Below are 13069 nucleotides of genomic sequence, written 5' to 3' on the forward strand. Positions count from 1 at the left end.
GAAGCGGCCAATACGGACAATTGTGATTCGGGCACGGTAACCATTCAGGTAGGTCCGGATATGGGCAATATATTGGATGCGGTGGATGATACATATACTGTAGAAACTGGTGTTAGTGGAGTGATTCCTGACAGCAACGTACTTGACAACGATACCCTTAACGGAGAACCGGTATTGCCTACTGATGTAGTGCTTACCTCGACCCCAACGGACGAACTGACAATAAACGAAGATGGCAGCGTAAGCGTAGCCCCTGGTACCGAGGATGGCACCTATACCATAGACTATACGATCTGTGAAGTGGCCAATGCTGAAAATTGTGATTCGGGCACGGTAACCATTCAGGTAGGTCCGGATATGGGCAATATATTGGATGCGGTGGATGATACATATACTGTAGAAACTGGTGTTAGTGGAGTGATTCCTGACAGCAACGTACTTGACAACGATACCCTTAACGGAGAACCGGTATTGCCTACTGATGTAGTGCTTACCTCGACCCCAACGGACGAACTGACAATAAACGAAGATGGCAGCGTAAGCGTAGCCCCTGGTACCGAGGATGGCACCTATACCATAGACTATACGATCTGTGAAGTGGCCAATGCTGAAAATTGTGATTCGGGCACGGTAACCATTCAGGTAGGTCCGGATATGGGCAATATATTGGATGCGGTGGATGATACATATACTGTAGAAACTGGTGTTAGTGGAGTGATCCCTGACAGCAACGTACTTGACAACGATACCCTTAACGGAGATCCGGTATTGCCTACTGATGTAGTGCTTACCTCGACCCCAACGGACGAACTGACAATAAACGAAGATGGCAGCGTAAGCGTAGCCCCTGGTACCGCCGATGGCACCTATACCATAGACTATACGATCTGTGAAGCGGCCAATACGGACAATTGTGATTCGGGCACTGTAACCATTCAGGTAGGTCCGGATATGGACAATATATTGGATGCGGTGGATGATACATATACCACAGATACCGATAACAGTGGAGTAATCCCTAACAGCAACGTACTTGACAACGATACCCTGAACGGAGATCCGGTATTGCCTACTGTTGTAGTGCTTACCTCGACCCCTACAGAGGAACTTACGATAAACGAGGATGGCAGCGTAAGCGTAGCCCCTGGTACCGAGGATGGCACCTATACCATAGACTATACGATCTGTGAAGTGGCCAATGCTGAAAATTGCGATGCTGGCACGGTAACAGTGATTGTAGAATTGGGAGATGAAGATGAAAAAATTGAAGTTAATCAACTGGTGACTCCAAATTCAGATGGGAAAAATGACTTCCTTTTTATAAGGGGTGTTAAAAATGCTCACAACAATACCATTAAAATTTTTAATCGTTGGGGAGCTCCAGTTTATGAAGGAAAAGGATATAATAACCAAAACAATGTCTTTGACGGCAGGTCAAAGACAAGATCCACCGTAACAGGAAATAGTTATTTGCCAGCCGGTGTTTATTATTATATTTTCCAGTACGAAAATAAACAGAAGAATATTACAGATAGTGGTTATATTTATGTCAGTAAATAATATATTTTATAGTAGATGATATATAAAAAGAGTCTCTTCGTTACCGTTTTAATGTTGTTTTCCCTTTTTGCGGGACTGTACGCCCAGCAAGACGCCCAATTTACCCAGTATATGTACAATACTATGAGCGTAAACCCGGCATACGCGGGTTCTAGGGGACAATTAAGTATTGCTGGGTTATACCGATCTCAATGGGTTGGTTTGGAAGGCGCTCCTAAAACGCAGACATTAAACTTACATTCGCCTATAAGGAATAGTAGATTAGGGTATGGAATTTCTATTATCAATGACAATATTGGAGACGGTGTGGTTCAGGAAACTCAGTTCGATGCGGTATTGTCATATACTGTTGATGTTGCTTTGGACGCCAAATTATCGTTTGGATTGAAGGTCGGAGGCAATATGTTGAATTTGGATTTCAACGGATTGAACAATTTTGATTCGGAAAATATTCAAGGCGATAATATTGATAATAAATTTTCTCCCAATTTTGGGGTAGGGGTGTATTATCACACAGATAAATTTTATGCCGGACTTTCTGCACCTAACCTAGTGGAGACACAGTATTTTGACAATTCGCAAAGAGATCCTAATTCGGTACAATTCCTTTCCGCGGAACGGATGAATTTTTATCTGATTACAGGTTATGTGTTTGACTTAAACAATAATTTTAAGTTTAAGCCTGCGCTATTGACCAAGGTAGTTGGTGGTGCCCCCTTGCAAATAGATTTGTCCGCCAGTTTCCTGTTTAATGACAAATTTAGTTTTGGCGCAGCCTATAGGTTCGATGCGGCAATAAGTGGTATGGTAGGTTTTCAGTTGAGTGATCAGTTCATGATTGGGCTGGCATATGATAGAGAAACCACTGAGTTGGGAGGAACTCAATTTAATGATGGGTCTTTTGAAATATTTTTAAGATTTGAATTGGTAAAATCGTTCCAAAGAATGGTATCACCGCGTTTCTTTTAAAAAAAATAAAATGATAAAAAGAATTTTTTTGCTGACGGTATTATTTTCTGTCATTGGTAATGTTGTCATTGCCCAGGATAGATTGGTAAACAAGGCAGATGAAAAATATAGGGATTACTCTTTTAGTCCGGCAATTGATATATATAAGCGTGTATTGGACAAGGGCTATACGTCAGCAGATTTATTAATGAAACTTGGAAATTCTTATTATTTTAATGCAGAATACAAGGAGGCTTCCGAAATCTATAAAAGACTATTAAACGAATATAAAGAGGGTATAGGCCCAGAATACTATTTTAGATATGCCCAGACCCTAAGATCAATGGGGGATTATGATTTATCCAAAGATGTAATGGCTCAGTTTTCCCAAATGACGTCTGAGGATGTTAGGGCCAATCTTTATATGAAGGAAAGGGATTATTTGGCTGAAATAGAAGAAAATTCAGGTAGATATGAAATTGGTAAGTTCGAATTTAATTCAAGATATTCAGATTTTGCCCCCACCTTTTATAAGCAGGGGTTGATATTTTCTTCGGATAGGGATACAGGTAATTTGGCACGATATAGACATACATGGAATTCCAAAGATTTCTTGGATCTCTATAAGATAAATGTTGACAGTACCTCCGAGAATAAGGTGGTTAAATTTGGGGATGAAATCAATACCAGATTTCATGAATCCACCTCGGTTTTTACCAAAGATGGCAATACGCTTTTTTTTACTAGGAATAATCTTTTTGATGGCAAAACCGTAAAGGACAAAAAGGGGGTTGTACGTCTAAAAATATTTAAGGCGACTAAAGAAAATGGAGTATGGACCCAAATTGAAGAGCTTCCCTTTAACAGTGAATCCTATTCAATAGCACATCCTACACTTAGTCCAGATGAGAATCTATTGTATTTTGCATCAGATATGCCAGGTTCATATGGAGAGTCGGATATCTTTAAAGTGGCTATAAATAGTGATGGTACTTATGGGACCCCTGTAAATTTGGGGGATATTATTAATACGGAAGCTCGCGAAACTTTCCCGTACGTTACAAGTGAGAATATATTATATTTTTCATCGGATGGTCATCCAGGCTTGGGTGGATTGGATATTTTTGCTACCAAAATCTCCAACAGCCAATACATCGGCTCAGTTTTAAACGTGGGAAAACCCGTGAATGGTGTATTGGATGATTTTACGTTCATTATGAACGAGGAAACCAGAAATGGATACTTTGCTTCAAACCGTGAGAATGGAGTGGGAGAGGATGATATATATAGTTTTGTAGAGACCAAAAAATTGGAATTCGATTGTATTAAACCAATTACAGGTACCGTTAGGGATAAAATATCCAATGAAGTGTTGGTGGGTGCTACAGTTAAGGTTATCGATGAAAACAATGAGGAATTGGCTTCTGTAATTACAGATTCTAATGGCAACTATAGCATTGCAATAGATTGTAATAAAGGTAATTTTGTAAGGGCAACTATGCAAGGATATGTGCCTTCTGAGGAGTATTTAAATTTATCGGACAGTAAACCAATAATTATCGATTTTTACCTTGAAAGAGATACTGTGACAGCAGGTTATGGGGATGATTTGGCGAAATTATTACAGTTAAGCACCATCTATTTCGATTTTGATAAATATAATGTAAGGCGCGACGCTGAAATTGAGATTCAAAAAGTAATTGCCGCCATGGAAAAGTATCCTAGTTTAAAACTTAAGGTTACTTCCCATACCGATAGTCAGGGGGATGATTCCTATAATTTGTGGCTTTCCCAAAAAAGAGCGGAATCTACAGTGGCCTATATGATTTCTAAAGGAATTGCGAAAGAGCGTCTTCAAGGTGAAGGTTTTGGTGAAACTCGTTTGGTAAATAAATGTATGAATGGCGTAAAATGTACTAAGGAAGAACACCAATTTAACCGTAGATCGGAATTCTTGATTTTGGAATAGTTGCCAAATTCTCAAATTATATCGAAATGCAGTTGCGGAAGCAACTGCATTTTTGTTTGTTAAATTATACCAGTCCTAGTATTATATAAGTGGAATAGTATTGGTTAACTTTTCTTCTCCTATGGTTAAATTTTCCTTTTAAGGGATTAATTTAAAAACATTATTCCTTAGATATTACATTCCCACTAAGAAAAATTATCGTTTTGTTGTACAAATTTTGAGGGTTTATAATGCTTAATACGCCTTATACCATGGTTTTTTTGGGTTTTACAACATTATGTTTTAAATGTTTCCACGATTTGATATTTTCACCCATTAATAAAGTCGTTTTTTATTTGAATGATAATGTGGAATTATCTAAAACGTTTTATTTCTATGAGTTTTTTATTGATTGAAAAAATTAAGAGTATATAACTGTTGTACCCGTGCGCTTGAATCATAAATTAAAACGTTTTATTCTAGTAGTGTTTTTTTTGGTAGTCGGTTTCCCTGCACTAGCACAGGTAACCGGTGATTATAGATCAAAGGCATCGGGCAATTGGAGCAGTTCAAGTACTTGGCAAATCTATAATGGAGTTGCATGGGTCAATGCCACATCATATCCTGGACAAAACAGTAATGTAGGCACGGTAACCATTGGTAGTGGCAATAATGTATCCTTGAATGTTAATATTACTTCTTATACGATAGACAAGCTTATTATTGGAAACCAATCTGGCGGAAGTGATACCTTATCATTGCCTAATAATGGGGATTTAACTGTTAATATAATGTTGGTCGCGGTTCAAAGTGATGGAATTCTTACATGGGACGGTAATGCAGATTTACATTTGCCCTCAGACGCTATAATTTACAACAATGGAGGACAGATCGACACCGATAAGAATTGTAATAATTCCCAAAGAATTTTTCTAGGGACTAGAGAGTTTTCGTCCTGTAAAGGTAACGGAAGTTATGAATACTCTTTTGATGATATAGAAGAGGCCTTGCCTCCCCCTACTAGTAATGGGGATATTACCGAATGTGCAGCCAATCCAATACAGACACTTACCGCCTCTGCAACCCCTCCTTCTGGTGCCTACGTGGTATGGTATACTGCTACTAGTGGAGGTTCTCCAGTGTCTCCAACCTTAAATACGGTAGGAAATGTTACTTATTACGGAGAAAGTGTGGACAATTCAGATTCCAGTCGCAGAAGCCTTTTTAGAACTGCCGTAAAACTAACCATTCGCCCAAGGCCAACGATTTCGGTCACCAGTTCTCCTAGCTGTGTTTTTAGGCTATTTTCGCCTACTACATACCAATTGCAGGTAACTGTTAGCTCGGGAACGGTAACAAGTACAGCAGGCACCGTCACTAATACCTCTGGTAATGTGTGGGCCATAACCAATGTGCCTTCAGGAACCAATATTGTGGTAGCGGTAACAGATGCCAATGGTTGTACCAATCAACTACCTGTGACCGCACCTAACTGCGCTTGTCCAGTGGTAAGTGCACCTACCAGCGGAGGTAATAAGTCTTATTGTACTGGAGATGCCGTGCCCAGCATAACTGCATCTGTAGGTGTGGGCCAGACAGTGGACTGGTACAATTCTGCCAGTGGAGGAACATTACTATTACTGGGCAATACAACTTACACCCCTGCCGGCCCTGGTACTTTTTATGCAGAGGCAAGGAATACGACAACCAATTGCCTTAGTGGGGCTAGAACAGCAATAATCGTCACCCAAGATACACCTTCAACAGCCCTTATAGGTCCAGATCAATTTGTTTTTACCGGAGGTAATGCTATTTTTACAGTAACTACAACTAATGCAGATACGTATCAATGGCAGGTAAGTACAGATGGGGGTACGGTTTTCAACAACATTTCAAACGGTGCGGAGTACGCAGGTACTCAGTCTACAGCCTTAACGGTTAAGTCGGCTGGAGCAAATAAAAATGGATATAGATATCGTGTTTTGGCTTCAAAATCGGGCTCTAGTTGTCCAGCTACATTTTCATCCTCAGCATTGTTGACGGTTAAGGTGAAAACCGTTATCACCAATAGGAGAATAACCTATAGGGTTGATTTGTAACAGTGTTTTTTGAGACTTTATAATAAAACCGTTTCTACCGTATTGGCATTTCTATTTTGAATATTTCAAAGCCTTGTTTCTAGGGGAGTTATCGTCCAAATACACTGAAAAATTAATCAATTTTCAAACCTTTTAATTATCTAAACAGCAGAATACATACTATTCATGGTGGCTTAGGTTCCTTACACAACAATTTTTAGGTATCCGGCATCTTCCTGTATATTTTTAAGCTCGATTTTACTTGTTTTACTAGAGTTGAAAAACTTGAAACACTAAAAAGTAATAGAAAAAGCCATTATTATCAAAGTTACAGACAAGCATAGAGACAGTTCAAAAACATTTGCGTGTAAACTTGCGAGCGTCAATGCCGTGGCTTTAATCCAAAAAATATTTGAAATGGATGGAGTTAGGCCCTTTAGATTCTTCAAGGGGTTAGTACCATCACTACATTTTAAAGGTATTTTCACCTTCTGTTTAATATCATTTCTATTTTTAGGGATATCCAATGGTTTTGGACAAACAACAGTAACTTCCCAGGTTTCCAATGACAATGATGATGCTGAGGAGCGCGTATCCAATGGAGATATGGATAGGGGTAGCTCGGATTTGGAACTTATAAGAGACGGGAGTAACGATCAGTTGGTTGGTATAAGATTCCGGAATATCAACGTTCCACAAGGAGCAACTATAGTTAGTGCTAATATTCAGTTTACTGCAGATGAAACAGATTCTGGTTCAACATCTCTTGTAATCCGTGGACAAGACACAAATAATGCAGGAAATTTTTCGAATAATGATGACGACATATCGGACAGAACATTGACCACTGCTTCTGTTGCTTGGAACAATATTCCAGCATGGAATTCCGTTGGTCAGGCTGGGCCTAACCAACAGACTCCTAACTTAGGTTCCGTTGTACAGGAAATTGTAGATAGAGGTGGTTGGAGTAGCGGAAATTCCATAGTTTTTGTAATTACTGGTTCGGGTCAACGTACTGCCGAATCGCGTGATGGTAGTTCTTCAGGCGCGCCGGTACTAACCATTGTTTATACCACAGCTCCTGTAATTATTGTAGACGATGTTACTGTTAACGAAGGAGACGGAACAGCTACCTTTACAGTAACCCATACCGGTGCCAATACAGTAGGTGTTTTTACTGTTGATTATGCAACCGTAAATGGCTCGGCCACTTCGGGCAGTGATTATACAGCAACAACTGGCACCTTAATTTTTACGGGTACTTCGGGGGTTACAAGATCGATAGTTGTAAATATTCTCGAAGATACGACGGTTGAAAATTTGGAAAATTTTTCCATTCAATTCACGGCTAGATCTAACCCATCCGTTATTATTACGGATACGGGTACTGGGTCTATAATTGATAATGATGCCAAAATAATCACCAATGGGCTAACTGAAAATAGTTGTAGTGGTGCTTTTTTCGACTCTGGAGGAACTGGAAATTATTCAAATAATGAAAACCGGACCTATACGCTTTGTCCAGATACCATTAATACGGATTTGAGATTGGATTTTAGCAGTTTTGATGTTGAATCAGGGTATGATTTTCTATATATTTATGATGGGACGTCAACATCTGCCACTTTAATAGGTCAATATCACAATGGCAATCCGCCCCCTACATCAATAATAGCAACTAACGCCTCGGGGTGTTTGACTTTTAGATTTACGTCTGACTACAGTGTAAATGGAGCAGGCTGGGAAGCCTTAATTTCATGCCTTCCAAGAGGGCCACGAATGAATATTGAAGATGTTTCGGTAAACGAAGGAGCAGGTACTGCAACTTTTACCGTTACCCATAATGGTCCAAATGCATCCGGTCCCTTTACCGTCACTTATGGTACGGTGAATGGTAGCGCTACTTCTGGGGCTGACTATACAACATCTTCTGGAATTTTAAATTTTAATGGGACATCAGGTGATACTGAAACTTTTACCGTTGCCATACTTGATGATGGAATAATTGAAAGTCCTGAAACCTTTACTGTACAGTTAACGGGCTCATCCGATGGTAGTGTAAATCTTACAGATACCGCTACGGCAACAATTATTGATAATGACGGTATAATAATGACAGATGGGGCCACTGTAAATACGTGTAGCGCCACATTCCTAGATCCAGGCGGGATAAATAATTATAGTAATAATCAGGATGTAGTGTATACCATATGTCCCGATATTGTTGACAATTATATTAGTTTGGATTTTACTGGTTTTGATGTTGCCAATGGAGACCTTTTATCTGTCTATGAAGGGACAACAACAGGTGGTACCTTAATAGGACAGTATAATAATAACAATGTGCCGGATATTATTGAATCTACCCATAGTTCTGGCTGTTTAACTTTTAGGTTTACTTCCAACGGTTCTAATACGGCAGAGGGTTGGGAAGCAGTTGTGAACTGTTATCCCGAGGGTCCAAAAATAGTCATAGATGACATTTCTTTTGATGAAGATGTGGGTAATGCGGTCTTTACGGTTAGACAGACACGTGCACGTCATGGTTATAGCGTCTTGTTTGGGTTTGTACATGTGCCTTTCACCGTAAATTTTGAAACCGTAAATGGTTCTGCCTTGGCAGGTAGTGATTATACTGCCACAACAGGGACATTGACCTTTAATGGTCAGTTAGGTAATGTCCAAACTATTTCTGTCCCAATAGCTAATGACGGTATCCCGGAAAATGCTGAAGAGTTTACCATTAGATTTACCGGTGCAACTGCATCATATGGGACGATAAATTATGCCGATACCGGAACAGGTACCATTAATACCCAGATACTTGCCAATGACCCATTGACATTGTTTCAGGAGTTTGACGGATATTTCGATTACTCCACTACTGGAGGTACCTTAAGAACGGAAAGTAATGGTGGCAACGCCTGTGCTATAACTAACTCTTCTTCCAATACACTGGTTTCACCCATCCCGGCCACGGCAACAGTGGAAAGGGCTTATTTGTATTGGGCACATTCTAATACGGTGCGGGATCCGGATGTAACATTTGAAGGCCAGAACGTTTCGGCGAACTATTTATATCAGACCACACTTACCAATAGAAATTTTTATGGCTATGTCAGTGATGTAACGAGTATTGTACAAGGGATTGCCAATCCTTCAACCAACACTTACGATTTTAGTGATTTGGATATTGACAATACAGGTAATTATTGTTCAACCGCTACCGTGCTAGGAGGATGGACATTAATCGTGTTTTATGAAGACCCCTCGTTACCTGCTGTGAATATTAACTTATATCAAGGTTTTGATGGTTTGAGTAATTCGGGTACCTCTTTTACCTTGGATTCGTTCTTTGCCATAGCGGGTTCAGGAGCAAAGGCCTCATTTTTATCATGGGAGGGAGATTCAACATTGGACGGAAACAGTTCAGGTTCCACTAACCCGGAAGAACTTTCCATAACCAATCAATCAGGAACCACTTATGTGCTTTCGGGCGACGGAGGCCAAACTGGGAACAACGTCTACAATTCCACAATATATGACAATACGGTTGGGCCTGTGTATAATACTTCAAATTCTTATGGTGTAGATTTGGATACCTATGACATATCAACTTATATTTTACCATCGGACACTCAGGTTACAGCCAATGTAGATGTGGGTCAGGATTTTGTAATCTCCGCGGCAGTGGTTATTAAGGTCCCATCCAATTTAATTGCAGGTCGGGTATATGAAGATGTGAATTATCCTGGCGGACCCGGTCGAGACAGGTTGTCTTCGGGTGGCTTGGGGGTCTCAGGTGCTGTGGTGGAGCTTTTTGATTCCTCCGGTAACTTTGTTCAAAGAAAGACTACCGATATCACCGGGTACTATTCTTTTGGTGGAATGGCCGACGGCGATTATCGTATAAAAGCCGTTAATTCTACTGTGCGTTCCAATAGGGGAGGCCTCAATTGCTCTACCTGTTATCCGGTACAAACTTTTAGGAAGTATCGCGGCCCTTCTTCCTTGATAGATGTAACGGACGAAGTTGGAGGGGCGTATCCCACTGCACAGCAAGATGTGGCCTTGGGTGTTCTAAATAATGCCCAAAGTGTATCAACCGTCTCCGTTGCTGGTGATGGGGTAGTAGGCATAGATTTTGGTTTCAATTTTAATGCCATTGTAAATACCAACGAATTTGGACAGGGTTCCTTGGAACAATTTATTGTCAATTCAAATAATTTAAATGAAAAAGGTCTGGACATAGAGGCCAATTCCATATTTAACCCGGCAGCAGGGGAAGATACCTCAATATTTATGATACCTCCAACGGTAGATGCATTGGGTAGAACGGCAGATACTAACTTTGCCAGTGGTTATTTTGATATTTTCATTACAGATGCGTACCAACTTTCTACAATAACTGGCACCAATACGATTATTGACGGTAGGACGCAAACCGCTTATTCCGGGGATAGTAATTCCGGAACTATAGGAGATGGTGGAAGTAATGTGGGAATTTCTGCAACTTCCCTGCCTATTTATGAATTACCGGAGATTCAAGTTCGAGGCGATTCCAAAGAATTATTCAGGTTGGAAGGAAATAGTGCGACACTACGAAATTTGGCGGTATACACGGATGATAATTCGGCTGTTGAAGTAAATTTAGGGACGGCATTTCTATATGAAAATGTGTTAGGGGTAAATGCACTTGGCATAAAATCCGGTAATTTGGAATATGCCGTGGAAATTAATGACGGGGCAACCAATGTTGGACGTAATTATTTAAGCGGGTCCAATCTTGCAGCCGTCCATCTCAATGGCGGAAGCACAACTGTGATGGAATATAATCACTTTTACAGAAATGGGGCAAACGATACTTGTTCAGATAATATTTTAATAGAAGATGGAAGTGGGATTACAATTAGATACAATCTAATCAATGAGGCCGCAGGAATAGGGATTGAAGGGGTTGACTATGCAGCTGGACTTATGGTTACAGAAAATACCATTACCAATAACGGTATAAATAATACGGCCTGTGGCGGGGGTATATATGATGATTCCGGAATCCGTTTAAAGGCAGCCGATGCTACTGTTTATAGGAATGTAATCCACAGTAACCAAGGGGAAGGCATGGTGGTAGCGGACAATGTTTCGGGAATATTTATTTCCCAGAATTCTATGTATAACAACGGGCAGAGAACTCCATCTTTAGGAATAGACTTGGATCAAACGGCAAACAATGGTGATGGGATTACCCTAAACGATAATGGAGATGGGGATATTGGCCCCAACGATTTATTGAATTTTCCCATTATTTCAGCGGCCTTTGCTACGGGAACAAATTTAGTTGTCGAAGGTTGGTCTAGGCCAGGGGCAAGCATAGAATTGTTTTTATCGGATATAAATGAGGGAAGTGCCATAGCAGGCGATAATCAATTGGGTATGACTACAGATTATGGGGAGGGTCAGACCTATTTGGCCACTCTGGTAGAAGGTAGTGGGGCCGATACGGCTATAGGTGCCTCTTCTTATACGGATTTGGATGGAAATACGGACAATACAAATAGATTTAAATTTACTATTCCGCTTCCGCCAGGGGTGGTAAAAGGCAATTTTATAACATCTACCGCCACCTTGTCCAACTCTACTTCTGAGTTTTCTCCGCAAAGTATTATAAAGACTTACAATGTTATCACCAATAGAAGAATAACATATAGGGTAAAAAAGGATTAAATTTATCATGCCATTCAATAAGGTCATGTATCGGTTTCAATGTAATGTGCTGTTGAATAAGGTTAAAAATTGATACTTTTATTATTTGAGATATTGTTATTTTAATTGTTGACCATTATATTATTGAAGTACACAACATTTCCAAAATTTATATTTTATCTTGGAATACATTTGTTACGTTAATCTCCTAGGATTAGCGCTACATAATGAAAACAAGAATTTTCATTCGAAAAAGGATACTTATTCTTTTTATGGTGTTCTTCAGTTGCTACCAAATGATTGGGCAGCAAACCTATTTGGATAATTTTAATACCGTTTCTTATTCCAACAACAATGGGACCAACAATTTTTCTTCTAATTGGACCGAAACCAATGATGACAATGATCCAGATAAGGGCAATATTAGAATCAACAGTAATGTATTACGCTTTAGGAGATTGTCTGATGAGACAATTCAGAGGAATTTAAATTTATCGGGGGCATCCATTGTTACGCTTACCTTTAATTATGATGGTTCTAGTAGAGGTGGGGAAACCTTATTGGTACAATTGTGGAATGGATCCTCTTGGCAAACGGTCTCAACCTTAAATAGCAATGGTACAGGTACTATTTCATATTCTCTAACTGCAAGTCAAATATCGGCATCTTCCTCCATTCGCTTTATTACTGGAAGCGGGGATTGGGACAAGTACACTACTCCCCATCTGTAAGACAGCTTAAAGGTATTCCTTAGTTTATCATGATGCCATTTTTTTAGCATTATAAATTTGATCGGGCGGCACTTTTCCTATTTCGGTATGCCTTCTTTTGG

At 39.8% G+C, this 13069-nt stretch carries 6 protein-coding genes; all 6 read left to right on the forward strand.

The features are described from left to right. Positions 1 to 1560 (forward strand): gliding motility-associated C-terminal domain-containing protein (locus CWD90_RS22305; RefSeq protein WP_157941303.1); only part of this gene is annotated, 1560 nt, incomplete at its 5' end. A gap of 15 nt (positions 1561 to 1575) precedes the next feature. Then, complete coding sequence (locus CWD90_RS22310) at positions 1576 to 2529, forward strand: PorP/SprF family type IX secretion system membrane protein (protein WP_103478270.1); 954 nt, start codon at positions 1576 to 1578, stop codon at positions 2527 to 2529. 10 nt (positions 2530 to 2539) lie between these two features. After that, entirely contained in the window at positions 2540 to 4477 is a 1938-nt protein-coding gene (locus tag CWD90_RS22315) for an OmpA family protein (protein WP_103478271.1), read from the forward strand. 431 nt (positions 4478 to 4908) lie between these two features. Beyond that, positions 4909 to 6555, forward strand: coding sequence for an immunoglobulin domain-containing protein (locus CWD90_RS22320; protein ID WP_157941304.1), 1647 nt, complete (start codon positions 4909 to 4911; stop codon positions 6553 to 6555). Between the two features lie 396 nt (positions 6556 to 6951). Beyond that, a complete protein-coding gene (locus tag CWD90_RS22325; RefSeq protein WP_157941305.1) occupies positions 6952 to 12258 on the forward strand; it encodes a beta strand repeat-containing protein in 5307 nt (1768 codons plus the stop codon). Positions 12259 to 12464: 206 nt separating this feature from the next. Continuing rightward, positions 12465 to 12968: a hypothetical protein gene (locus CWD90_RS22330; protein WP_157941306.1), complete on the forward strand. Its 504-nt coding sequence runs from the start codon at positions 12465 to 12467 to the stop codon at positions 12966 to 12968. The last annotated feature ends 101 nt before the right edge of the window (positions 12969 to 13069 follow it).

Source organism: Arenibacter catalasegens, assembly GCF_002909235.1.
GTDB lineage: Bacteria > Bacteroidota > Bacteroidia > Flavobacteriales > Flavobacteriaceae > Arenibacter > Arenibacter catalasegens.